Annotated in this window: 26 protein-coding genes; 10 read left to right on the forward strand and 16 right to left on the reverse strand. The window is 69.1% G+C overall.

The window, feature by feature from the left end; all coding sequences use genetic code 11:
* Positions 1-9 precede the first annotated feature (9 nt).
* Positions 10-624, forward strand: coding sequence for a Pr6Pr family membrane protein (locus tag KF887_19345; protein ID QYK41486.1), 615 nt, complete (start codon positions 10-12; stop codon positions 622-624).
* Here KF887_19345 and KF887_19350 read toward each other — a convergent pair.
* The 11 genes from KF887_19350 to folK all read right to left on the reverse strand — a co-directional run bounded on the left by KF887_19350 (position 595) and on the right by folK (position 10,307).
* A complete protein-coding gene (locus KF887_19350; GenBank protein ID QYK41487.1) occupies positions 595-927 on the reverse strand; it encodes a DUF1491 family protein in 333 nt (110 codons plus the stop codon). The genes KF887_19345 and KF887_19350 overlap by 30 nt on opposite strands.
* 192 nt (positions 928-1,119) lie before the next feature.
* Positions 1,120-2,052: a GTPase Era gene (gene era / locus KF887_19355; protein ID QYK41488.1), complete on the reverse strand. Its 933-nt coding sequence runs from the start codon at positions 2,050-2,052 to the stop codon at positions 1,120-1,122.
* Entirely contained in the window at positions 2,036-2,734 is a 699-nt protein-coding gene (rnc, locus tag KF887_19360; GenBank protein ID QYK41489.1) for a ribonuclease III, read from the reverse strand. Before rnc ends, era begins: the two co-directional genes overlap by 17 nt.
* Positions 2,735-2,742: 8 nt before the next feature.
* Positions 2,743-3,531, reverse strand: a complete 789-nt coding sequence (gene lepB, locus KF887_19365; GenBank protein QYK41490.1) for a signal peptidase I — start codon at positions 3,529-3,531, stop codon at positions 2,743-2,745.
* A gap of 56 nt (positions 3,532-3,587) precedes the next feature.
* Positions 3,588-4,010, reverse strand: coding sequence for a holo-ACP synthase (gene acpS / locus KF887_19370; protein ID QYK41491.1), 423 nt, complete (start codon positions 4,008-4,010; stop codon positions 3,588-3,590).
* Between the two features lie 139 nt (positions 4,011-4,149).
* Positions 4,150-4,908, reverse strand: coding sequence for a pyridoxine 5'-phosphate synthase (locus KF887_19375; GenBank protein ID QYK41492.1), 759 nt, complete (start codon positions 4,906-4,908; stop codon positions 4,150-4,152).
* Between the two features lie 53 nt (positions 4,909-4,961).
* Positions 4,962-5,642 carry a DUF2062 domain-containing protein gene (locus KF887_19380; protein QYK41493.1) on the reverse strand — a complete coding sequence of 227 codons (681 nt, stop codon included), beginning with the start codon at positions 5,640-5,642 and terminating at the stop codon, positions 4,962-4,964.
* A 15-nt stretch (positions 5,643-5,657) separates the two neighbouring features.
* The gene (locus tag KF887_19385; protein ID QYK41494.1) at positions 5,658-7,775 is read right to left on the reverse strand and encodes a bifunctional (p)ppGpp synthetase/guanosine-3',5'-bis(diphosphate) 3'-pyrophosphohydrolase; all 2,118 of its coding nucleotides are present in this window, start codon (positions 7,773-7,775) and stop codon (positions 5,658-5,660) included.
* Between the two features lie 31 nt (positions 7,776-7,806).
* Positions 7,807-8,160, reverse strand: coding sequence for a DNA-directed RNA polymerase subunit omega (gene rpoZ / locus KF887_19390; GenBank protein QYK41495.1), 354 nt, complete (start codon positions 8,158-8,160; stop codon positions 7,807-7,809).
* 84 nt (positions 8,161-8,244) lie between these two features.
* Complete coding sequence (locus KF887_19395) at positions 8,245-9,156, reverse strand: hypothetical protein (GenBank protein QYK41496.1); 912 nt, start codon at positions 9,154-9,156, stop codon at positions 8,245-8,247.
* Between the two features lie 8 nt (positions 9,157-9,164).
* Positions 9,165-10,307, reverse strand: coding sequence for a 2-amino-4-hydroxy-6-hydroxymethyldihydropteridine diphosphokinase (gene folK / locus KF887_19400; protein QYK41497.1), 1,143 nt, complete (start codon positions 10,305-10,307; stop codon positions 9,165-9,167).
* Between the two features lie 135 nt (positions 10,308-10,442).
* Here folK and KF887_19405 point away from each other — a divergent pair, with 135 nt between their 5' ends.
* From KF887_19405 to KF887_19435, 7 genes are all read left to right on the forward strand, one after another.
* A complete protein-coding gene (locus KF887_19405; GenBank protein QYK41498.1) occupies positions 10,443-11,051 on the forward strand; it encodes an NYN domain-containing protein in 609 nt (202 codons plus the stop codon).
* Between the two features lie 136 nt (positions 11,052-11,187).
* Complete coding sequence (gene ispH / locus KF887_19410) at positions 11,188-12,141, forward strand: 4-hydroxy-3-methylbut-2-enyl diphosphate reductase (GenBank protein ID QYK41499.1); 954 nt, start codon at positions 11,188-11,190, stop codon at positions 12,139-12,141.
* A 61-nt stretch (positions 12,142-12,202) separates the two neighbouring features.
* Positions 12,203-12,691 carry a hypothetical protein gene (locus KF887_19415; protein ID QYK41500.1) on the forward strand — a complete coding sequence of 163 codons (489 nt, stop codon included), beginning with the start codon at positions 12,203-12,205 and terminating at the stop codon, positions 12,689-12,691.
* A gap of 220 nt (positions 12,692-12,911) precedes the next feature.
* Positions 12,912-15,068, forward strand: a complete 2,157-nt coding sequence (locus KF887_19420) for a caspase family protein (protein ID QYK41501.1) — start codon at positions 12,912-12,914, stop codon at positions 15,066-15,068.
* A gap of 44 nt (positions 15,069-15,112) precedes the next feature.
* Entirely contained in the window at positions 15,113-15,580 is a 468-nt protein-coding gene (rnhA, locus tag KF887_19425) for a ribonuclease HI (GenBank protein QYK41502.1), read from the forward strand.
* An 8-nt stretch (positions 15,581-15,588) separates the two neighbouring features.
* Positions 15,589-16,251 (forward strand): TRIC cation channel family protein, encoded by a 663-nt coding sequence (locus KF887_19430; protein QYK43666.1) that lies wholly within the window; start codon positions 15,589-15,591, stop codon positions 16,249-16,251.
* A gap of 73 nt (positions 16,252-16,324) precedes the next feature.
* Positions 16,325-16,840, forward strand: a complete 516-nt coding sequence (locus tag KF887_19435) for a TetR family transcriptional regulator (protein ID QYK41503.1) — start codon at positions 16,325-16,327, stop codon at positions 16,838-16,840.
* A gap of 2 nt (positions 16,841-16,842) precedes the next feature.
* On the opposite strand, the gene KF887_19440 is transcribed toward KF887_19435, so the two are convergent.
* Positions 16,843-17,091: a GlsB/YeaQ/YmgE family stress response membrane protein gene (locus KF887_19440; protein QYK41504.1), complete on the reverse strand. Its 249-nt coding sequence runs from the start codon at positions 17,089-17,091 to the stop codon at positions 16,843-16,845.
* Positions 17,092-17,152: 61 nt separating this feature from the next.
* Positions 17,153-18,055, reverse strand: a complete 903-nt coding sequence (fmt, locus tag KF887_19445) for a methionyl-tRNA formyltransferase (GenBank protein ID QYK41505.1) — start codon at positions 18,053-18,055, stop codon at positions 17,153-17,155.
* 105 nt (positions 18,056-18,160) lie between these two features.
* Between fmt and KF887_19450 the strand changes: the two genes are divergently transcribed.
* Positions 18,161-18,415 carry a hypothetical protein gene (locus tag KF887_19450; GenBank protein QYK41506.1) on the forward strand — a complete coding sequence of 85 codons (255 nt, stop codon included), beginning with the start codon at positions 18,161-18,163 and terminating at the stop codon, positions 18,413-18,415.
* Here KF887_19450 and def (KF887_19455) read toward each other — a convergent pair whose 3' ends face one another.
* From def (KF887_19455) to def (KF887_19465), 3 genes are read right to left on the reverse strand one after another with little or no spacing between them, the layout of a single operon-like run.
* Positions 18,416-18,916, reverse strand: coding sequence for a peptide deformylase (def, locus tag KF887_19455; GenBank protein ID QYK41507.1), 501 nt, complete (start codon positions 18,914-18,916; stop codon positions 18,416-18,418).
* A complete protein-coding gene (gene def, locus KF887_19460; GenBank protein QYK41508.1) occupies positions 18,913-19,404 on the reverse strand; it encodes a peptide deformylase in 492 nt (163 codons plus the stop codon). Before def (KF887_19460) ends, def (KF887_19455) begins: the two co-directional genes overlap by 4 nt.
* Positions 19,401-19,925 carry a peptide deformylase gene (gene def / locus KF887_19465; protein ID QYK41509.1) on the reverse strand — a complete coding sequence of 175 codons (525 nt, stop codon included), beginning with the start codon at positions 19,923-19,925 and terminating at the stop codon, positions 19,401-19,403. The genes def (KF887_19460) and def (KF887_19465) overlap by 4 nt, the downstream gene beginning before the upstream one ends.
* Positions 19,926-20,146: 221 nt before the next feature.
* Between def (KF887_19465) and KF887_19470 the strand changes: the two genes are divergently transcribed.
* Positions 20,147-21,319 carry a pyridoxal phosphate-dependent aminotransferase gene (locus tag KF887_19470; protein QYK41510.1) on the forward strand — a complete coding sequence of 391 codons (1,173 nt, stop codon included), beginning with the start codon at positions 20,147-20,149 and terminating at the stop codon, positions 21,317-21,319.
* Positions 21,320-21,321 lie beyond the last annotated feature (2 nt).

A 21,321-nucleotide genomic window follows, 5' to 3' on the forward strand; every position in this document is an offset into this window, starting at 1 on the left:
GTCCGCGCGATGTCGGCCACTGCCCGTCTTTCCGCCCTTGTGCTGTGCCTCGTGGCCGCGCTGTCGCTGGTCCTGCGCTTCCGGCTGTCGCTGGCGGCAGAGAACGGCGATGTCGTGGCGACCGTCTGGCGCATGGCGGGGTTCTTCACGGTGCTGACCAATGCCCTGGTGGCGGCGCATATGGCGGCGGTAGCGGCCGGCTGGCGGATCGGGGCATCGCGGGCGGCCGGGCTGCTGCTGGCGATCGGCGCCGTGGGGATCGTCTATCACCTGCTGCTGGCAGGGCTGTGGTCGCCCCAGGGCGCCGCGTGGTGGGCAGACCAGGGCCTGCATACCGCGGTGCCCGTCGGCATGGCCCTGTGGTGGGCGATCTTCGCGCCGAAGGGGCTGGCGTGGCGCGATCTGCCGGAATGGCTGGTCTATCCGGTGGTCTATGGAGTCTACGCCGTGGCGCGGGGCATCGCGACGGGGTTCTGGCCCTATCCGTTCCTGAACGCGGACAAGCTGGGCTGGCCTGCGGTGGCGGGCAACCTGGCGGGGATGGTCCTGGCGTTTGCCGTGCTGGGGGCGGCGATCCTGCTGGCGGCGCGGGGGCTATCCCGACAGCCCGTCCTCGTCCAGTAGGGTGCGGCCCGCGCGATCCTCGATCTCGATCAGCCAGAGGTCGCGGTCGCGCGATCGCGCGCGGGCAAGGGCCGCGTCGACTGCGGCCTCTTCTCCCTCGGCCAGAAGGGTCCACAGCCGTTCGCCGGTCATCGGGTCGAAGGATCGCTGGTAGGCCAGTGCGCGGCCGTCCAGCGTGGCGCATTTCACGACGACGGAACCCGAGGTCGCATCGCCGCGCGCGGTCACATAGACTGGAATCGCGGCCAGACGCAGCCGCGCCAGATAGGCCGAAACCCAGATGCCTGCGGCCAGCCGGGTCACTGCCGGGCTCCGGTGACGGTGTTCTTCATGTCCCGCGCCGCCATGTTGCGGATTGCCTGCAAGGCCCCGCCCGCCGCGTCCGCCCGTTCATCGGTGTCGTCGTCATGCTCGTGTCGAACGCCTCGGGGGTTGGCCCGCGAACCGGGCGGGCGTTGTCCGGTTCGTGCCGGGGCCACGCGCCGGGCGGCGCGGCTAGGCGTCGCCATCACGGAAATCGAGGCCCATCTCGGAATAGCGTTCGGCCTCGTCCAGCCAGCCCGGGCGCACCTTGACGGTCAGGAACAGATGCACCTCGCGGCCGAGGAACTCCTTGATATCCGCCCGGGCGGCCTGGCCGATGGCCTTGATCGTCTCGCCCCGGTTGCCCAGCACAATGCCTTTGTGGCCGTCGCGGGTGACATAGACGATCTGGTCGATACGGGCGGAGCCATCGGGCTTGTCCTCCCATTTCTCGGTCTCGACCGTCAGCTGGTAGGGCAGTTCCTCATGCAGGCGCAGCGTAAGCTTCTCGCGCGTCATCTCGGCGGCGATCATGCGCATCGGCAGGTCGGCCAGCTGATCCTCGGGGTAGAGCCAGGGACCGGGCGGCAGTTCACCTGCCAGCCAGTCACGCAGGTCGTCCACGCCATAACCCTTTTCGGCCGAGATCATGAAGCTGCGGGCAAAGGGATAGGCCTCGTTCAGCTTGGCCGAAAGCGCCAGCAGCGTCTCGGCCTTGACGCGGTCGATCTTGTTGATCGCCAGCGCCACGGGGCGGTCGCGGGGCATCTGGTCTCGCATCCGGTCGATGATCGCGCTGACGCCCTCGGTCAGGCCGCGATGCGCCTCGATCAGCAGGACCACGATGTCGGCATCGGCCGCTCCGCCCCAGGCGGCGGCGACCATCGCCCGGTCAAGCCTGCGGCGCGGCCGGAACAGGCCCGGCGTGTCGACAAACACGATCTGGCTGTCCCGGGCCATGCAGACACCCCGGATCCGGGTGCGCGTGGTCTGCACCTTGTGGGTGACGATGCTGACCTTCGCACCCACCATGCGGTTGAGAAGCGTGGATTTTCCCGCGTTCGGTTCTCCGATCAGGGCGACGAAGCCCGCGCGGGTGGCGCCCGCGTCATGTGCCGCTGTCATGGTCTGACTCCAGTTGCGCCAGCATTGCTGCGGCGGCCGCCTGTTCGGCGGTGCGTTTCGATCCGGCCCGGGCGGCCAGTGATTGGCCGGTGGCCAGCACGACCTCGACCGTGAAGACGGGGGCATGGTCGGGGCCGTCGCGCCCCGTCTCGGCATAGGTCGGTGGCGGCAGGCCGCGGGCCTGGACCCATTCCTGCAGCGCCGATTTCGCGTCGCGGGCATCCTCGGCCACGTTGTCGATCCGGTCGGCCCAGAGGCGCAGCACCATGGCCTTCGCGGCCTCGAACCCCGCGTCCAGATAGACCGCGGCGATCACCGCCTCGAGCGCGTCGCCAAGCAGCGCGTCCTTGCGCCGGCCGCCCGACAGCATCTCGGACCGCCCGAGGCGCAGCACGTCGCCCAGGCCCACCGAGCGCGCGACCTCGGCGCAGGTTTCCAGACGGACAAGGGCGTTGAAGCGGGGCGCCAGCTTGCCCTCGGCGGCACCGGTGTCGGCGGTGAACAGCGCCTCGGCCATGGCAAGGCCCAGCACGCGGTCCCCCAGAAATTCCAGCCGTTCGTTCGACGGGCGCGACGGCGCGGCGATCGAGGCATGGGTAAGGGCGCGGATCAGAAGCTCGGGGCGCGCGAAGCGGTGGCCGATGCGATCTTCGAAGTCACTGATTTCCCGCGCGATCTTCACGCCAGCCGTTACTCCACCGCCTTGAAGAACCGATCCGACCGCCAGGTCCAGAAATACAGCATCGATCGTCCCGCCGACGAGAACATGATCCGGTCTGCCCGCCCGATCAGGTGATCCGCGGGCACGAAGCCGACCCCGCCCACGGCCTGACCATAGCGGCTGTCCTGCGAGTTGTCGCGGTTGTCGCCGATGAAGAAGTAATGCCCCTCGGGGACGGTGAAGACGTCGGTGCTGTCACCGAAGCCGTTGTCGTCGATGTTCAGGATGGCGTGGCTGCGGCCTTCGGGCAGGGTTTCGCGGAAGCGCGATTTCTGGCAGGTGCCGCCCTGCCCCACCGGACCGTTCTCGCAGCGGGGAAGATGGCCGAGCGGGCCCTGCGGTTCATAGGTTTCGGCAAAGATGCCGTCGGGGGTCTGCGGCGCCTCGGCGCCGTTGATGTAGAGAACACCCCCCCGCATCTGCACGGTATCGCCCGGCAACCCTATGAGACGCTTGATGAAATCCGATCCGTTCACCGGGTGGCGGAAGACCACGACATCGCCGCGCTCGGGTTCGGAGAACAGCAGGCGGCCGGGGAAGGGGCAAAGGCCGAAGGGGCAGGAATGGCGGGAGTAGCCATAGGCCATCTTGTTGACGAACAGGAAGTCGCCGATCAGCAGGGTGTCCTTCATGCTGCCCGAGGGAATCCAGAACGGCTGGAAGAACAGCGTGCGGAAAACCCCTGCGATCAGAAGGGCGTAGACCACCGTCTTGATGGTTTCCATGATGCCGCCGTCGGTCTTTGCCTTGCTGGCCATTGGGTCTGCTTTCGGGATTGCGGGTCGCGGCTACATGCGCGGGGCGGGGGGCGGAGTCAAGCGAGGCCGGGCGGGCGCGGCCCGGCGGGGCGGGCCTCGATCACCACGAAGGCCTGCGCCCAAGGGTGGTCATCGGTCAGCGTGACATGGACATGCGCCGTGTAACCCTCTGGCGTCATTGACTTCAGCCGCTCGGCTGCCCAGCCGGTCAGGTGCATCACCGGCTGGCCGGTGCGGATGTTCGACACCGCCATGTCGCGCCATGCGATGCCCATGCGCAGGCCAGTGCCAAGCGCCTTGGAACAGGCTTCCTTGGCGGCCCAGCGTTTCGCATAGGTGGCCGCGACCTGGGCGCGCCGTTCGGCGGTGGCCTGTTCGCGGGGGGTGAAGACGCGGTTGCGGAAGCGGTCTCCGAAGCGGGCGAGGGTCGCCTCGATGCGCTCGATGTTCGCCAGATCGGTGCCGATTCCGAGGATCATGGCCGTCCCGCAGCCGTCCCGCAGGCGTCGGTTCCGCGTATGGCATCCGTCCCGACAGGGCGCGCGGTCGCAACGCGGGCCGCGCAACGGCGGCGCCCCCCCCGGAAGGCGCCGGTGCGGTGCGCGCGGGGACCGCCCGTCATGCCATCCCTGCCCGCACGGCATCCATGCGACGGCGCATTTCCTCGATCGCCGGGCCGAGGCCGCGAAAGATCGCCTCGCCCACCAGGAAGTGACCGATGTTCAGTTCCATCACCTCGGGGAAGGCCGCGACATGGGCCGCCGTCTCGTAGTCGAGTCCGTGGCCCATGTGCACCTCGAGCCCGAGATCGTGGGCACGGCGGGCGGCCTGGCGCAGGGCATCCAGTTCGCGGGCGGCCTCGGCATCCTGCCCGTCGGCCACCAGGTCGCAGTAATGCCCGGTGTGGAACTCGACCACCTGGGCGCCGACGCGGGCGGCGGCCTCGATCTGGCGGGGATCATGGCCGATGAACAGCGACACGCGGATGCCGATCTCGCGCAGGCTGGCGACGAAGCCGGTCAGGCGGTTGGCGTCGCCCGCCACGTCGAGCCCGCCCTCGGTGGTGCGTTCCTCGCGCCGTTCGGGGACGATGCAGGCGGCGTGGGGGCGGTGGCGCAGGGCGATGGCCTGCATGTCCGCCGTCGCCGCCATCTCGAAGTTGAGCGGAACCTGGATGCCCGCCATCAGCGCCTCGATGTCCGCATCGCGGATATGGCGGCGGTCTTCGCGCAGGTGCGCGGTGATGCCATCGGCGCCTGCCGCCTCGGCCACCAGCGCGGCGCGCAGCGGATCGGGCCACGCGCCGCCACGGGCGTTGCGGACGGTCGCCACATGGTCGATGTTCACGCCAAGGCGCAGGCGGCCCAATGGTCTCATGGCGGTGCTTCCCCAGCTCCCCGGACCGTCCGACGCGGCCCCTGGGGGGAAGCCTAGTGCCTTCCCGACCCGTCGTCACCCCCTGCCGCTGCGGCGCGGGCGCGCGCCTCGGCGCGGGCGGCGCGCTGCTTTTCGAACCGGTCGGCGAGGCGTTTCTTGCGCAGCTTCTGATACGCGCCGATGACCGGCAGCGACAGGTAATAGCCGACCAGCCCCGCGATGATGCCGGGGATCAGCCCGCCGATCATGTAGGGCCAGTAGACGCGGTGGAAGAATCGGTGAAGCCGTTCCCAGCGGGCCGGGGTGTCGGCGTCGAACAGCGCCCAGAAGTTCGCCGAAAGCTCGGCGCCCGCCTGGCCGAAGGCGGCGGCGATCTGGAGTGGCGTCATCTCGCCGCCATGGCCGAGAATCCAGTTGCCCAGTTCGACCGACAGCGCCGCGATGAACGGAAAGGTGATCGGGTTGCCGACCACGGTGGCGATCAGCGCCGCGATGATGTTGCCGCGCATCAGCCAGGCGATGCCCGCCGCAAAGAAGAAGTGCAGCCCGAAGAGCGGTGTGAAGCTGATGAACACGCCCGCGAAGATGCCGCGCGCGATGCGGTGGGGGGCATCGGGCAGGCGGCGCAGGCGATGCTGGATGTAGATCAGCGCGCGGCCCCATCCGGATTTCGGCCAGAAGCCCTCGGACAGCCATTGCAGCCAGCTGCGTTTGGTGCGCCGCTTGAAAACCATTCCCCCGGCGACCCCCTACGGCTTTGCCCGGGGATCGTGACGGCGCGCAACCTCGGCCACATCCGTCTCGGCCTCAAGCGCCGTCATCACCATATGCAGATGCTCCACATCGCGCAGATCGACATCAACCATGACTTTGTAAAAGTCGGGCTTGCGATCAAGGAAGTTCAGGTCCGAGATGTTGGCTTTTTGTTGACCGATCAAGGTGCAGACGCGGCCCAGAACGCCCGCGTCGTTGGAAATCGTCAGAATCAGCGAGACCGTGTAGGCTGCGGGGTGGCGGCCGGGCTTCCAGTGCAGGTCGACCCAGCGTTCGGTCTGGTCGTCGAATTCGGCCAGCGCGGGGCAGTCGGCGGCATGGGCGACGACTCCCTTGCCGCGATAGGTGATGCCGATGATGCGTTCGCCGGGCAGCGGCTGGCAGCAGGGGGCACGGCGGAAGGTGGTATCGGCGGCGACGCCGACCACCGGGCGCGCGGCATCGACCGTATCGCCGGGCACGGTGGCCAGTTCGGGATAGAGCGTCTCGACCACGCGGCGCGCGGTGATCTCGGCGCTGCCGAGCCGGGCCAGAAGGTCGGTCTCGTCGGCCAGGCCCAGCATCCGGGCGGCGGTGCGCAGGGCCTTGTCGGTGGACTTGCGGCCCACATGTTCGAAGGCGGCGCGCGCCAGTTCGTGCCCGAGCTTGACGAAGCGGCCGCGATCCTCCTCGCGCAGGGACCGGCGGATGGCGGCCTTGGCGCGGCCGGTGGTGACGATGTCGATCCAGGACGCCTGCGGGCGCTGACCCTCGGCGGTGATGATCTCGACCGACTGGCCATTCTTCAGCCGGGTCCACAGCGGCACGCGGATGCCGTCGACCTTGGCCGAGACGCAGGAATTGCCGATGCGCGTGTGGATCGCATAGGCGTAGTCGAGCGGCGTGGCGCCGCGCGGAAGCTGCACGACATCGCCCTTGGGGGTGAAGCAGAACACCTGGTCCGAGAACATCTCGAGCTTGACGTTCTCGAGGAAGTCGTCGGTGTCCTCCTCGCCCAGGCGGTCGGACAGCGCGGCGATCCAGCGGGCGGGGTCGACGGCAAAGGGGTTCTCGGCGCGGACGCCCTCGCGGTAGGACCAGTGCGCGGCCACCCCGGCCTCGGCCACCTCGTGCATCTGGCGGGTGCGGATCTGCACCTCGACCTTCTTGCCGTCGCGGCCCGAGACGGTGGTGTGGATACTGCGGTATCCGTTGTTCTTGGGCTGGCTGATGTAGTCCTTGAACCGGCCCGGCACGGCCTTCCAGCGCTGGTGGATCACGCCGAGGATGCGGTAGCAGTCGGCCACATCGGCGCAGATGATGCGGAAGCCGTAGATGTCGGACAGGCGCGAGAAGGCCAGGTCCTTTTCCTGCATCTTGCGCCAGATCGAATAGGGTTTCTTGGCGCGGCCGTAGACGGTGGCCTCGATCTGCACCTTGTCAAGCTCCAGGCGGATGTCGGCCGTGATCTTGTGGACCACGTCGCCCGCCTCTTTCTGCAGGGTCAGGAAGCGGCGGATGATCGAGTTGCGGGCCTCCGGGTTCAGGACCTTGAAGGACAGGTCCTCCAGTTCCTCGCGCATCCACTGCATGCCCATGCGACCCGCGAGGGGGGCGAAGATCTCCATCGTCTCGCGCGCCTTCTGGGCCTGCTTCTCGGGCGACATGCTGCGGATGGTGCGCATGTTGTGCAGGCGGTCGGCCAGCTTGACGAGGATCACCCGCAGGTCGCGGGACATCGCCATGAAGAGCTTGCGGAAGTTCTCGGCCTGCTGGCTCTGCGCGGAGGAGAGTTGCAGGTTGGTCAGCTTGGTGACGCCGTCCACCAGTTCGGCAATCTCGTCGCCGAACTGGCGCGCGATCTCGCCATAGGTCGACTTGGTGTCCTCGATCGTGTCGTGCAGCAGCGCGGTCACGATGGTCGCGTCATCCAGGCGCTGCTCGGTCAGGATGGCGGCGACCGCGACGGGATGGGTGAAGTAGGGTTCGCCCGACTTGCGCAACTGGCCCTCGTGCATCCGCAGGCCATAGGCATAGGCCCGGCGGATCAGATCGGCGTTGGTGCGCGGATTGTAGTTGCGGACGAGGGCGACCAGGTCTTCGACGTCGATCATCGCAAGCCTTGCCGCCCCGGTCCCGGGGCCGTCAGTTCGCGCCCTGCGCTTCCATCAGCGCGCGCAGGAGCTTTTCCTCGGACATGTCGTCGAGCGCGGGACGATCCATGTCGGAGCCCATCAGGGCCGCCATCTGGTCATCCTCGGGTTCGTCGACTTCGATCTGCGTCTGGTGGCTTTCGATCATGCGCTCGCGCAGCACTTCGGCCGACTGGGTTTCCTCGGCGATCTCGCGCAGCGCCACCACGGGGTTCTTGTCGTTGTCGCGGTCGATGGTGATCGGCGAGCCCGACTGGATTTCGCGCGCGCGATGGGCGGCCAGCATCACCAGTTCGAACCGGTTCGGCACCTTGTCAACGCAATCTTCGACCGTCACGCGGGCCATGGGGGAACCTTTCCAGTGGGGGCGGGAATGGCTTATCTAAGGTGTGCGAATTGTCTTGACAAGCGCGAAAGTGGCGCACGCGCGTCAGACAGAGGCGTTCGCGGCAGCCAGGCCGCGGCGAAGGCGGCGGATCAGGCGTTCGGCCAGCGGTCCCGTGTCTACCGGAGCAGGGTTCCAATTGATCGGCGCCTCGAAAGGGGGAAGGTGCAACGGCAGAAGTCGGGCCAGCACCGAGAAGCGATCATTCGCGGTGCGGCGAGCAAGCACCACTGGAATGCCCATGGCAAGGCAGGGTGCCGCGGCATGGTGCAGCGGTGTGACGACCAGTGTAGCCCTGTCGCGGTAATCGGATAGCATCGCTGCACTCTGCAGTTCGGCCACCGTGCAGGCCTCGGCGTCAAGGGGAAGGCGCGCGACGGGCAGACGCTGGTAGACGAACACTGTTGAACGCTGCAGCCGTTCGGGCATTCGTTGCAGCACTTCAGCCGGAAACGCACCTGCGCCCTTACCAAAGATTGCCATGACGCAGGGCTGCCGTGGCGTGCTTGTGCGCCGAGGAAAGGTCAGCGACAGGCACCCTGTCACATTTGCCGCAATTCCAGCGGCGCGGCAGGCGGCAGCGGTCGCATGGTCGCGGCAGCCGATCGGCTGATACTGTCGAAGCCACGCAGCCTGCCGCGCGACTACCGGCGGCGCGGCCTGGAACCCTACGAAAACCGGTCGGATCTGGGGCGGCAGCGGAAAGGAGCGGTCGGTGAAGCAGGCGTTCATCGGCAGAATAACCGACGGTCCCCGATAGTCTGGCAGCGTGTCACGATCGACCGATATGACATCCGCGACGGCGATGCCGAATTCGGCATAGAGCCGGCGCACCGCAAGCGCCTGCACATAGTCTCCCAGATTGATGCCATCGCGCCGAAGGTCGGACGTTCTGTGTTCGGGCCGGTCGGGGGATGCGTAGCTAAACGACAAAACGCCGAACTTCATGTACGCCAACCCCGGCCCTATTCCGCTTCACATATGCGCAGTTGGCCTGCCCGGGCAAGGGAACGTGCGAGGCGTTCCTCGGCCGCGAAGTCGTGCGGCCCGATGTGTGGTGCGTCCTGATAGAAGGTGGGGCTGCGTTTCCAGTCAAAGCCGAAAAGCACCACCTCGCGCGCGCCGCACCGCGTTACAAGGTCGATCACCATCGCCCCGGTGCTGGGCCTTGCGCCAAGCGCCGCGTTCAGTTCGGCCCACCAGTCCAGCGGATAGTGGAGAAGGCGCGGCAATGTCGCTGCCGCCGCGCCGCCGCGGCCCTTGGGGGACATCCAGACATGCACGGGCGCGGCGAACCCGGCCAGACGTTCGAGCCCGAGCGCGGCAGTGGAAAACGCCAGGACATCGGTACGAACCCCCTGCGCCACCGGATCGACGGGCACCCCGAGGTTCATCCGCACGACGCAATCCGCCGCCTCGATCGCGGCGCCGTGCCGCGTGCCGAGCAGCGAGGCCGCGTTGCCGACCACCGCCACCGTCCGGCCGGCGAAGATGGCATCGAACGGTTCCCGGCGTTCGCCCGCGCCCGGGGCCGCCAGCGGCACGACGGCATCGCGGTCGGCCGACGGCAGGGCGTCGAGCATCTGCGTGACGGTGCGGCCTGTCGCGGGGTGGCGCCAGCCGGCGGCGACCTCGACCAGCGGCACCAGCACGAAGGCGCGGTCCTGCATCCGGGGATGCGGCAGGATCAGCCGGTCCGGGGTGCGGGCGATCTGCCGTTCGACGGGCAGGGCGCGCCATTCGGCCGCAGTCGCGGCGTCGGGCAGCACCGCGTCGCCCATCGCGATCAGGTCGAGGTCGAGCGTGCGCATCCCCCAGCGCTGCGTCCGTTCGCGCCCGAAGGCGCGTTCCACCGCATGCAGCGCGGCCAGCACGGCGGCCGCATCCATGCCCGGGGCAGAAAGCCGGGCGGCGGCATTGACATAGTCGGGGCCCGCGCCCGCCGGAAAGCAGGGCGTGGCGTAGAGCCGGCTGACGGCCTCGACATGCAGGCCCTGACCGGGCAGGGCAGCCAGCGCCTTGCGCAGCGTTGACGCAGGGTCATCCTGCCCGTTGTGCAGGTTCGCGCCCAGCGCAACCAGGACGGGAAGCGAGGTGTCGCCGCTCAATGTTACACTTTCGTATAGGCGCGCTTGCGCTGTGTCGGAGGAGACTAGATACTTTGGTCAATTCGCGTTCGGAATAGTCGAAATTCGTTCACTCATCGATGTTGCGTACGCGAAGGCGATTTGAGGGGAAGACCAATGTTTTACAAGGACGAACGGCTTGCGCTGTTCATAGACGGATCGAACCTGTATGCGGCGGCCAAGGCGCTGGGGTTCGACATCGACTACAAGCTTCTGCGGCAGGAGTTCATGCGGCGCGGCAAGCTGATCCGGGCGTTCTATTACACCGCGCTTCTGGAGAACGACGACTATTCGCCGATCCGCCCGCTGGTGGACTGGCTGCACTACAACGGCTTTGCCATGGTGACGAAACCGGCCAAGGAATACACCGACAGCCAGGGGCGTCGCAAGGTCAAGGGGAACATGGACATCGAGCTGACGGTCGATGCCATGGAGCTTGCGCCCCGGATGGACCACGCGGTGCTGTTCTCGGGCGATGGCGACTTCCGGCCGCTGGTGGAAAGCCTGCAGCGCCAGGGGGTCCGGGTGTCGGTGGTGTCGACCATCCGCAGCCAGCCGCCGATGATCGCGGACGAACTGCGCCGCCAGGCCGACAACTTCATCGAACTGGACGACCTGCGCGAGGTCATCGGGCGCCCGCCGCGCGAGCCGCGCGTCGACCCGCGCCCCGACATGCGGTCGGCGCCCGAGCGCGAGGAGCCGGGTGCGACGGTCGCGGCGAAATAGGGACACTCGCGGAACGCGGACCTTCGGGTCTGCGCCGGGGCCGGGGCGTGGGGACGCCCCGGCCCTTTCCGTTCGCGGGGTGGACGGCGGACGCGCCAGTGCTTATCCCTGATGCAGGACCGCCCGCGAGGACCGCATGACCGACCTGCCGCCCCTGACGCTGTACCTGGCTGCGCCGCGCGGGTTCTGTGCGGGTGTCGACCGCGCGATCCGCATCGTCGAGCTTGCGATCGAGAAATGGGGCGCACCGGTCTATGTGCGGCACGAGATCGTGCACAACCGCTATGTGGTCGATGACCTGCGCGCGAAGGGCGCGGTGTTCGTGGAGGAACTGGACGACTGCCCGGACGACCGGCCCGTCGTGTTCTCGGCCCATGGCGTGCCAAAGGCGGTTCCGGCCGAGGCCAGCCGGCGCAACATGATCGCCGTGGATGCGACCTGCCCGCTGGTGACCAAGGTTCACATGGAGGCCGCGCGCCATCACGAGAACGGGCTGCAGATGATCATGATCGGCCATGCGGGCCACCCCGAGACCGTGGGCACCATGGGCCAGCTTCCGCCGGGCGAGGTGCTGCTGGTCGAGACCGAGGCGGATGTGGCGGGGTTGCAGGTGCGCGACCCTGCAAGACTTGCCTTCATCACCCAGACGACGCTGTCGGTGGACGATACCGCCGGAATCGTGGCGGCGCTGCGTGCGCGGTTTCCCGCCATCCTGGGACCGCACCGCGAGGACATCTGCTATGCCACGACCAACCGGCAGGCTGCGGTCAAGGCGGTGGCGGGGCGGATCGATGCGCTGCTGGTGATCGGGGCGCCGAATTCGTCCAACAGCCTGCGGCTGGTCGAGGTGGGGCGGGCGGCGGGCTGCGCCTATGCGCAACTGGTCCAGCGGGCGGGCGACATCGACTGGCGCGCGCTGGCGGGCATCCGGTCGGTGGGCATCACGGCGGGGGCTTCGGCCCCCGAGATTCTGGTGAACGAGGTGATCGACGCCTTCCGCGCCCGCCATGCGGTGACCGTGGAACTGGTGGAGACCGCCCAGGAGAATGTCGAGTTCAAGGTGCCGCGCATCCTGCGTGAACCGGCCTGAGGGCTTTCTCTGCCCAGGTTTTCGCGCGATAGGTGTGGAACTGCGCAAGCGGAGGGCCATCATGGCCAGACCCATCGCCGCCCTGACCGCCATGGCGTTCTGCGCCCTGCCCGGGTTTGCGGACGAGCCTGCGGTGCCGGTTGCCACCTGGGCCGCGAACAATGGCACGCTGCCGCCCGCGTATCGCCGCAGCCTGCGGGCCGAGATCGACAGCGCGGGCTGGGTGACGATGCGATCCTGCCAGGGCTATGACGAGACCGGCCCGGCCTGCCGCATCAGCGCAGGCGAGGCGCCCGAAGGGGCGGTCGCCGCGATCCTTGCCGCGGCGGTTGCGGCGGAGATCTTTGCCCGGCCGCCGGTGTCGGATGCCATGGTGCCGGTGGGCGGCGGATCGGTCCACGGATCGGTCACGCTGGATGGCGAGACCGTGATGCTGCCCGCCTTTCCGGTCGAGGAGGATCGCAGGCGGGTTGCGGATGTGCTGCATGCGATCGCGACCGCGATACCGCCGGGCGGACAGGCGCAGCCTGCGGACGCAGACCTGCCATAGTGCGAGACGCAACGCCGTGACCCGGGTTCCTGCCGGCGGCCTTCGTCGTCGGCATCTCGCCCGGGGTCGGGATGGCCGATGCGCCGCGGGCCGCGCCGGGCGCGCGGCTGGCGCCTGAACGGGCATGGTCGCGGCGCCGGCGCCCTGCGGATGACGGCCGATTTCATGTGACAGACCGGCAGGGCGTGCCTAGCCTTCGGGCAAACCGGAGGCCCGCCCGATGCGTTGTTCTGCCCTGATCCCCGTGGCCATGCTGGCATTGATGGCCCTGCCGCTGCGGGCCGAGGTGACGCCGCGCACGGACCCGGTGCTGGAAATGCTGCGGGCGCAGGTCATCGGGCTTGATGCCCTGCTGCCGCTGGCCGATCCGCCGCCGCCCGCTGCCTGTGGCGGCGCGCGGGGGCAGACCCGCGGTCTGCTGGTCGCCGCGCAGGAATGGACGGCCGATCCGCGCGGGCATCTGGCGGGGCCGGACAACGATGTGGCGCTGATCCGCAATGCGCTGGCGGCGCGGGGGGCGGAGGCGGCGAACCTGCGCGTCCTCTTGGGGCCCGAGGCCACGCATGCCGGTCTGGCGCGGGCGGCGTCCGACCTGCTGGCGGCCACGGGATGCGGCGATTCGGTGATCCTGCACGCCTCGGGCTGGGTCTTTGGCGCCGACATGCTGGCCCCCACGGATGACGGCGCGCCGCCACTGGCCGAGATGTCGTCGGCCCCGACGCTGGCCGACCTGGGGGCGATGCGGCTGGACACGACCGAGGCGCAAAGGATCGCCCGGATGGGGCCGTTCCTGATGCTGAACGCCCCGGACCCCGGCACCGCCGAAGTGCTGAGCGCCGCCGCCCTGTCCGATCTGGTCACGCGGCTGCGGAACCGGGGCGCGCATGTCACCGTGGTGCTGGACACCTCGACGGCCGAGGACATGGCGCTGGAGGCGCGCCAGGCGCAGGTCGATCCCACGGGATTGTGGCGGGCGCGGATCGTGCCGGGCGAGGGCGCCGAGACGCCGCCGGTGCTGCTGTCGACGCAGGCCGGGGGCCTGGCAGTATTCTATGGCACGGCCTCGGGCGAACTGACGGTCGAGATGCGGTTGCCGCGCGGGGACCCCGGCGCGCGCTACTACGGCCTGTTCTCGTTCGCCTTTGCGGCGGCGCTTCTGCAGGCCGATGTGGCGACGCCGGCCGCCATCTCGCGCCTGATCACCGCCACCGACCCGCAGGTCGAACAGCGTCGCCGCTGGACCTATGTGTTCTCGACCACCGATGCCGATCACCCGCTGGTGGCCGAGGAGACCCCCGAGGCTCCGGTGCAGCGCGGCATCATCCGCATCATCGACCCCGCGCCGACGCGCGCCGCCGCGCCGCTGGACACCGCGCGGCTGACGCTGCGCGGCCAGGTCGAGGCCGCCGCGGACACGATCATCGTGACGGTGAACGGGGCGGTGGCACAGTCGCGCCGCGATGGCAGCTTCAGCCACGACATCGAGCTGACGGCCGGGGTGAACCGGATAGACGTGCTGGCGATGACCCGCGACAACCAGCCGGTCACCCATTCGTTCGAGCTGTTCTTCGAGGGCGACATGCAGGCGCTGCTGGGCGACGGCACGCGCTATGCGCTGCTGATCGCCAACCAGGGCTATGCCGAGGGATCGGGGATTTCCCGCCTTGCGACGCCGCATGGCGATGCCGATGCGCTGGCTGCGCTGCTGCGCGACCGATATGGCTTTGTCACCGAGGCGGCGCTGCCCGACGGCAGCCGGATGGACCTGTTCCTGAAGGATGCGACGCGCCTGCAGATCGAGACCGCGCTGTTCCAGATCGGGCGGGTTGCGGGTGCGCGGGACACGGTGCTGATCTTCTATGCGGGCCATGGCGTCTATGAACAGGCGACGCAGGGCGCGTTCTGGCTGCCGGTGGATGCACAGGCGGGGATGCCGTTCACCTGGCTGCCCGCCGCTGCGATCTCGGACGCGATCCTGCGGATCGGGGCGGGGAACGTGCTGGTGATCTCGGACAGCTGCTATTCCGGGGCACTTCTGCGCGGCGAGGGGGGCGCAGACACGGTGGACGATGCCGACCGGCTGCGCGCGCTGCAACGGCTGGCCGACCGGCGATCGCGCATCGTCATTGCCTCTGGCGGGAACGAGCCGGTGCTGGACGGCGGAGGCGACGGCCACTCGGTCTTTGCGCGGGCCCTGCTGACCGGTCTGGCCGAGATGGATGAGGACGCCTTTACCGCACGCGAGCTGTTCGACCGCTACCTGCTGCCGATGGTGGTGGGACAGGCGGCGCAGGAACCGCAGTACCGCCCCATCGAACGGTCGGGGCACGAGGGCGGCGATGTCGTGCTGGCACGGATGGGCCGCGCGGCGGATTGACCGCCGCACCCGGGCTGCCTAGACCCGGCGCAAAAGGGGGCGCCATGCCGGAACTCTATGCATTCACCGACGGCGCCTGTTCGGGCAACCCCGGCCCCGGCGGCTGGGGTGTGCTGCTGCAGGCGCGCGACGGCGCAGCGGTGGTGAAGGAACGCGAGCTTTCGGGCGGCGAGGCGCTGACCACCAACAACCGCATGGAACTGATGGCGGCAATCTCGGCGCTTGAATCGCTGACCCGGGCGTCGCAGGTGATCGTGGTGACCGACAGCGCCTATGTGAAGAACGGCGTGACCACCTGGATCCACGGGTGGCGGCGCAACGGGTGGCGGACGGCCGACGGCAAGCCCGTGAAGAACGTCGAGCTGTGGCAGCGGCTGGAGGAGGCGCAGGCACGGCACCGGGTGGAATGGCGCTGGATCAAGGGCCATGCCGGCCATGCCGAGAACGAACGGGCCGATGCCCTGGCCCGTGCCGGGATGGCGCCGTGGAAGCCGGGGAAGGGCGCGGCATGATCGCCGCGCTGGCCGCGCTGCCGCTGCTTGACCTTGCGTCGGTCGCGGTCTTTGCGCTGACCGGTGCCCTGGTCGCCAGCCGGTCGCAGCTGGACATCGTGGGGTTCATCTTCGTTGCCTGCCTGACGGCGGTGGGCGGCGGCACGGTGCGCGACGTGCTTCTGAACCGCGAGGCGGTGTTCTGGATCGCGCAGCCGCATTATCTGGCGGTGGCGACGGCAGCGGCGGTTCTGGTGTTCCTGACCGCGCACCGGGTCGAAAGCCGCTATCGCCTGCTGCTGTGGCTGGATGCCCTGGCCCTTGGCGTGGCGGTGCCGGCCGGGGTGGCGGTGGCCCTGGAACTGGGCGCAGCATGGCCGGTGGCGCTTGTGATGGGCATGATCACCGGTTGCCTCGGCGGGCTGATGCGCGATGTCGTCTGCAACGAGGTGCCCCTGGTCCTGAAGGAGGGCGAGCTTTACGTCACCTGCGCCTTTGCCGGATCGGCGGCGGCGGTGGCCGCGATGGCGGCGGGCATGGCCGAGCCTGCCGCGCTGTGGCTGTGCGGCGCGGTGGTGGTGGGGCTGCGCGCGGGCAGCCTTGCCCTTGGCTGGCGTCTTCCCGCCTATCGTGCCCGCCCGCCCCGGCCCGAGGCACCCAAGCGGCATCCGGTGAACCCGCCCAAGGAGTAGGCTGCGCAGAGATCCGCAGCCTGTCGGGCGCAGGCCTGTTGAGCGTAAACGAACAACAGGTTACATAGGCGCCATGCCGCGCAGCCGCACCATACCCGATGCCGATGTCTTTGCCGCGATCCGCCGCCTGCTGGCGGAGGGTGGCGACAAGGCCGTGGCCTTCGGATCGGTGGCCCGGGCGACGGGCCTTGCCGCGCCAACACTGGTGCAGCGCTATGGCAGCCGCGAGGGGATGGTGCGCGCCGCGATGCTGTCGGCCTGGGATGCGCTGGATGACGCCACCGCTGCGGCCGAGACGGTGGCCGGCACCGGTCCGAAGGGCGCGCAGGCGATGCTGAAGGCCCTGGGCAGCGGCACCGCGACGGATCTGTCGCCCATGGCGATCGACTTCCGCGATGCGGACCTGCGGGCGCGTGCCGAAGGCTGGCGCACGCGGGTCGAGGCCGGGCTGGCCGCGCGCCTGGGCAGCGGCGCCAGGGCGCGCGAGGCGGCCGCCATGTTGTTCGCCGCATGGCAGGGCCAGATGCTGTGGCAGTCGGCGGGTGGCAAGGGCTTTCGCCTGAAGGATGCGGTCAAGCGCCTGTCGTGACCTCAGCGGCGGGGGCGCGGACCATAGGTCTGCCACAGCCAGATCACCGCGACCGCACCTGCCACGGCCCCCAGCGACCACAGGACCCAGCCGGTCACGGCCAGCAGGACGCGCAGCGCCAGCCAGCCGACGATGGCACCCGCGATGCCGATCACGATGGTCGTGGGCACGTCGGTCTGCACGCGCATGAACCGGGTTGCCAGGAACCCCGCAGCGGCGCCGACGATCACGATGAACAGGATGGCGGGCATGGGTGGCCTCCTAGCGTTGCCGTCAAGATAGGCATCGGGGGTGCATTTGTGAATGCCGGGTTCACCCCAGCGTCGCAGGCAACGCCCAGCCGTGCAGCGCCTGTGCCACGGCCATCGGACGGCGCCCGGGGCGTTGCAACTCGGTGATCTCGATGGCGCCGGTCGCACAGGCGACGGCAAGGCCGGGCCCGGGCAGAAGGGCGCCGGGCGTGCCGTGGCCCGGCACGAGACGGCTGCGCAGCAGTTTCACCCGTTCCCCCGCGATGTCGCACCACGCCCCCGGCGCAGGGGACAGCCCGCGAATCAGGCGATCGACCTCTGCCGCGGGCCGCTGCCAGTCGATCCGCGCCTCGGTCTTGTCGATCTTGGCCGCATAGGTGACGCCGGCGTCGGGCTGGGGTTCGGGGTGCAGGGCGGGCAGGTCAGCCAGTGCGCGCAGGATCAGGCCGGCGCCCATGGCGGCCAGCCGGTCATGCAGGTCGCCCGTGGTATCCGTGGCGCCGATGGGAAGCGCGGCGCGCAGCAGGACGGGCCCGGTATCCAGCCCGGCCTCCATCCGCATGATGCAGATGCCGGTCTCGGCATCGCCCGCCATCACCGCGCGATGGATCGGCGCGGCCCCGCGCCAGCGCGGCAGCAGCGAGGCATGGATGTTCAGGCAACCGTCGCGCGGCGCGTCCAGCACCGCGCGGGGCAGGATCAGCCCGTAGGCAACCACCACGGCGACCGTGGCATCCAGTGCGGCGAAGGCGGCCTGTTCGGCGGGATCGCGCAGGCTGGCCGGGTGGCGCACGGCCAGCCCGAGTTCGAGCGCGCGCGCATGGACCGGCGAGGGCCGGGGATGCTGGCCCCGGCCCGCGGGGCGCGGGGGCTGGGTGTAGACGGCAAGGATGTCATGCCGCGGGGCCAGCGCATCCAGCGCCGCGACGGAAAAGGCGGGTGTGCCCATGAAGACCAGTCGCATCGTTCGGCCCCTGCTGCGGCGGCCGGGTGCGGCACGCCATTGCGGTTGTCATGTGCCCCGGGGGGCGGCAAGGTGCAACATCGGCGTGGGGCGCGGGGTCGGGACATGCGCATTCTGTCATGGCTGCTGATCGGGCTGGCTGCTGTCGTGGCCGGTGCGGGCGCGGTGTTCTATTCCTGGGTGCAGGATACGGCCTGCGGCCATGTGACCGGCGCGATGGGCGGGGGTCATTGCCGGTTGCGCATGCCCTGGGAACTGGGACGCGAGGATCTGGTCTACACCGTCCTTGTACCCTTCGGGCTGGCTGGCCTGCTGCTGGCCCTCGGGCTGGCGGCGCGGGCGCGGGCGCGCCGGGGTTGATCAGCGCGGCTCGGCCTTGCGGGCCCGGCGAAGCAGCATGTCGCGCCTGAGCCTCGACAGGCGGTCAAAGAACATCCGCCCCTCCAGATGGTCGATCTGGTGCTGGGCCGAGGTGGACCAGAGCCCCTCGAACGCGCGGGTCTCGTGTTCCCCGGCGGCGTTCAGGAACCGCAGCGTCACGCGGCGCGGGCGTTCCAGCCGCGCGTGGATGCCGGGCAGGTTGGGGCTGGCCTCGTCATGGGCGAACAGGTCATCCGACAGCAACAGGATTTCCGGATCGGCCATGCGCACCGCCTGGCCGCGCGCCGCCGAACAATCCACGACCGCCAGGCGCAGCGCGATGCCGATCTGCGGGGCAGCCAGGCCATAGCCGGGCATCGCCTCCATCGTGTCGACCATGTCGTCCCAGATCGCGCGGACCTGCGCGGTCACGGCCCCGACGGGCGCGGCGGGGGTGCGCAGCACCGGATGCGGCCAGCGCAGGCAGGCGCGAACCGTCATGCGCTGATCCCCGCGATGGCGGTGGCGCGCGCCTCGGCCGTCAGCCGGTCCAGGGTGACGATGCCATCCAGATGGTCGTGTTCGTGTTGTGCACAGATCGCGGCGAACCCCTTCAATGCGGCCTCGTGCCGTTGATTGGCAAGGTCGGTCCAGGCCAGCCGGATCGAAACCGCACGGGCGACCAGCGTGGTCGGTCCCGGGATCGACAGGCAGCCCTCGGGCCCTTCCGCCATCTCGTCGGACCGCCAGAGAATCACGGGATTGATGCAAACCACCGGGTCCGGCGCTCCGTCGCGCCACGACACATCCATCACGAACAGGCGTTTCAGAACACCGACCTGCGGCGCCGCAAGACCGCGGCCCGGCGCGGCATACATGGTTTCCAGCATGTCGGCGGCAAGCTGTGCGACATCCTCCGGCCTTTCGACCGGGGCGCAGGCGGTGGCCAGGCGCGGATCGGGCCAGCGCAGGATGGGCAGCACCGTCATTCGCCGGACCGCGCCCGTTCCCGCTTCAGCTTTTCCATCTTGCGCGTGATCATCTGGCGCTTCAGCGGCCCGAGGTAGTCGATGAACAGGCGGCCATCCAGATGGTCGATCTCGTGCTGCACGCAGGTTGCCCAGAGGCCCGCGAACTGTTCCTCCTGCTCGGTTCCGTCCAGAGCGGTCCAGCGCACCCGCACTTCGGCAGGGCGCGACACCTCGGCATACTGGTCGGGGATCGAGAGGCACCCCTCCTCATAGGTCGAGGTATCCTCGGATCGCCATGTGACGGCCGGATTGATCAGCACCATGGGGCGAGGTGCCAGCGCCGGGTCCTTCACGCAGTCCATGACCAGGACGCGCTTGCCCACCCCCACCTGCGGCGCCGCCAGCCCGATGCCGGGCGCATCGTACATCGTGGCAAGCATGTCCTCGGCCAGGCGCCCGATTTCGGGCGTGATGGCGCCCACCGGATCGGCTGGCTTCTTGAGGCGCGGGTCGGGATGGATCAGGATGGGACGCAGCATGCGCCGGATTTACGACATGGCCCGAAACGGCGCAATGGCGGCACGGTTGCGCAGGGAAGCGGGGCGATCTTGGGACATTCTTCCATGTATCTTCTGCCGCGTGGAACATTGTGCCATCATGATTGCAACATGCAGAATTTTGTGCGGATCTAGTCAGGAATATTGGAATTGTCGTCCCTTCCTGCTAGACAGGCGCGCATCCCGCCACAAGGACCCCCAGCATGAGCTTTGACACCCCCGTCGACCGTCGCGGCAGCCACTGCGTGAAATGGGACATGATGGAACGCCTCTACGGCGTGTCGCCGCAGGACGGGCTGGCGATGTGGGTCGCCGACATGGAGTTCCGCCCGCCGCAGGCCGTGCAGGACGCGGTGCAGCGGATGGCGGCGCATGGCATCTATGGCTATTTCGGGGACGACCGCGCCTATCTCGCCGCGATCCGCTGGTGGATGGCGAACCGTCACGGCTGGCAGGTGGCGCCGGAGGCCATCTTCACCACGCATGGGCTGGTGAACGGCACGGCGCTTTGCGTCGATACCTGGACGGCACCGGGCGATGCGGTCGTTCTGATGACACCCGTCTATCACGCCTTTGCCCGCGTGATCCGCGCCGCCGGGCGCGAGGTGCGCGAGTTGCCGCTTGCCGTCGAGGACGGGCGCTACCGGATGGATTTCGACGCCTGGGAAACGCGGATGACCGGGCGAGAGCGGATGCTGATCCTCTGCTCGCCGCACAACCCCGGCGGGCGTGTCTGGACCGCCGAGGAACTGCGCGCCACCGCCGAATTCTGCGAGCGCCACGACCTGATCCTCGTGTCGGACGAAATCCATCACGATCTGGTCTTTCCGGGCCAGCGGCACCTGCCGATGCCGCTGGCCGCGCCCGAGGCGCGGGCCCGCACGGTGATGCTGACGGCGACGACCAAGACCTTCAACATCGCAGGCGCCCATATCGGCAATGTCATCATCGAGGATGACGCCCTGCGCGCGCCCTTTGCGGCACGGATGGCGGCGATGGGGATATCGCCCAACAGTTTCGGCATGCACATGGCGACGGCCGCCTATTCGCCGGAAGGGGCGGCCTGGGTCGACGACCTGATGGTCTATCTCGACGGGAACCGGCAGGTGTTCGACGCGGGTCTGCGCGCCATTCCGGGCCTGCGCTCGATGCCGCTTGAGGCGACCTATCTGGCCTGGGTGGATTTCGCGGGCACCGGCATGGCCCCTGCCGAGTTCATCGCCCGCGTCGAAAAGGGTGCCCGCATCGCCGCAAACCACGGCACGAGCTTCGGTCTGGGTGGCGAGTGCTTCCTGCGGTTCAACATCGCCTGCCCGCGCGCGCAGGTGGTGCAGGCGGTGGAACGGCTGGCAACGGCCTTCGGCGACCTGCAATAGCC

The organism is Paracoccaceae bacterium (genome assembly GCA_019454225.1).
Lineage (GTDB): Bacteria > Pseudomonadota > Alphaproteobacteria > Rhodobacterales > Rhodobacteraceae.

Excerpts from the sequence above, each read along its gene's own strand:
- KF887_19345 (QYK41486.1), top strand. The coding sequence starts at position 10 with ATGTCGGCCACTGCCCGTCTTTCCGCCCTTGTGCTGTGCCTCGTGGCC.
- fmt (QYK41505.1), bottom strand. The coding sequence starts at position 18,055 with ATGCGACTGGTCTTCATGGGCACACCCGCCTTTTCCGTCGCGGCGCTG.
- KF887_19435 (QYK41503.1), top strand. The coding sequence starts at position 16,325 with ATGCCGCGCAGCCGCACCATACCCGATGCCGATGTCTTTGCCGCGATC.
- KF887_19375 (QYK41492.1), bottom strand. The coding sequence starts at position 4,908 with ATGAGACCATTGGGCCGCCTGCGCCTTGGCGTGAACATCGACCATGTG.
- acpS (QYK41491.1), bottom strand. The coding sequence starts at position 4,010 with ATGATCCTCGGAATCGGCACCGATCTGGCGAACATCGAGCGCATCGAG.
- KF887_19405 (QYK41498.1), top strand. The coding sequence starts at position 10,443 with ATGTTTTACAAGGACGAACGGCTTGCGCTGTTCATAGACGGATCGAAC.
- KF887_19420 (QYK41501.1), top strand. The coding sequence starts at position 12,912 with ATGCGTTGTTCTGCCCTGATCCCCGTGGCCATGCTGGCATTGATGGCC.
- KF887_19440 (QYK41504.1), bottom strand. The coding sequence starts at position 17,091 with ATGCCCGCCATCCTGTTCATCGTGATCGTCGGCGCCGCTGCGGGGTTC.
- KF887_19415 (QYK41500.1), top strand. The coding sequence starts at position 12,203 with ATGGCCAGACCCATCGCCGCCCTGACCGCCATGGCGTTCTGCGCCCTG.
- KF887_19380 (QYK41493.1), bottom strand. The coding sequence starts at position 5,642 with ATGGTTTTCAAGCGGCGCACCAAACGCAGCTGGCTGCAATGGCTGTCC.
- rpoZ (QYK41495.1), bottom strand. The coding sequence starts at position 8,160 with ATGGCCCGCGTGACGGTCGAAGATTGCGTTGACAAGGTGCCGAACCGG.
- def (QYK41508.1), bottom strand. The coding sequence starts at position 19,404 with ATGACGGTGCTGCCCATCCTGCGCTGGCCCGATCCGCGCCTGGCCACC.
- rnhA (QYK41502.1), top strand. The coding sequence starts at position 15,113 with ATGCCGGAACTCTATGCATTCACCGACGGCGCCTGTTCGGGCAACCCC.
- lepB (QYK41490.1), bottom strand. The coding sequence starts at position 3,531 with ATGGCCAGCAAGGCAAAGACCGACGGCGGCATCATGGAAACCATCAAG.
- ispH (QYK41499.1), top strand. The coding sequence starts at position 11,188 with ATGACCGACCTGCCGCCCCTGACGCTGTACCTGGCTGCGCCGCGCGGG.
- KF887_19450 (QYK41506.1), top strand. The coding sequence starts at position 18,161 with ATGCGCATTCTGTCATGGCTGCTGATCGGGCTGGCTGCTGTCGTGGCC.
- era (QYK41488.1), bottom strand. The coding sequence starts at position 2,052 with ATGACAGCGGCACATGACGCGGGCGCCACCCGCGCGGGCTTCGTCGCC.
- KF887_19385 (QYK41494.1), bottom strand. The coding sequence starts at position 7,775 with ATGATCGACGTCGAAGACCTGGTCGCCCTCGTCCGCAACTACAATCCG.
- def (QYK41507.1), bottom strand. The coding sequence starts at position 18,916 with ATGACGGTTCGCGCCTGCCTGCGCTGGCCGCATCCGGTGCTGCGCACC.
- def (QYK41509.1), bottom strand. The coding sequence starts at position 19,925 with ATGCTGCGTCCCATCCTGATCCATCCCGACCCGCGCCTCAAGAAGCCA.
- KF887_19470 (QYK41510.1), top strand. The coding sequence starts at position 20,147 with ATGAGCTTTGACACCCCCGTCGACCGTCGCGGCAGCCACTGCGTGAAA.